Annotated in this window: 1 protein-coding gene; it reads right to left on the bottom strand. The window is 75.5% G+C overall.

All coding sequences use genetic code 11. The features are described 5' to 3' along the window. A partial coding sequence (locus NP777_RS47090) for an AMP-binding protein (protein ID WP_256656354.1) occupies positions 1-628 on the bottom strand: 628 nt, incomplete at both ends.

The raw sequence follows: 628 nt of genomic DNA, 5'->3' as shown, positions 1-628 counted from the left end.
ACGAGGTCGCCGGTGCGGTACATCCGGGCGCCGGGCGGCCCGTACGGGTGCGCCACGAACCGTTCGGCGCTGAGCCCGGGGCGGCCGAGATAGCCGCGGGCGAGCCCGTCACCCGCGATGTAGAGCTCGCCGACGACGCCCACGGGGGTGAGCCGCAGCCGCTCGTCGAGGACGAGGGCGCTGGTGTTCCACACCGGGCGGCCGATCGGCGGGGCCCCGGCGCCGGGGGCGAGGGGGCCGCTGGTGGTGGCGGCGACGGTGGATTCCGTCGGGCCGTAGGCGTTGACCATGCGGCGCCCGGACGACCAGCGCTCCACCAGTTCGGCGGGGCATGCCTCACCACCGACGATGAGGGTGCGGAAGTCGGTCAGGCCCGCGGGGGTCACCCCGGCGAGGGCGGCGGGCGGAATGAGCGCGTGCGTGATCCGCTGCCCGGCCAGGACATCGGTGAGGGTCTCGCCGACGAGCGGCCCGGGTGGCGGTACGACCAGGGTGGCACCGTGCGGGAGGGCCATGCACACCTCCAGCACCGCCGCGTCGAAGCTCGGCGAGGCGAACTGGAGCACCCGGCTGTCGGGGGTGACGAAGAACCGCTCCGCCTCCGCACCGGAGAAGGCGGCCAGGCCGT

The organism is Streptomyces rugosispiralis (genome assembly GCF_024505145.1).
Taxonomy (GTDB): Bacteria; Actinomycetota; Actinomycetes; order Streptomycetales; family Streptomycetaceae; genus Streptomyces; species Streptomyces rugosispiralis.
This window is presented reverse-complemented; position numbering and strand designations above follow the sequence as displayed.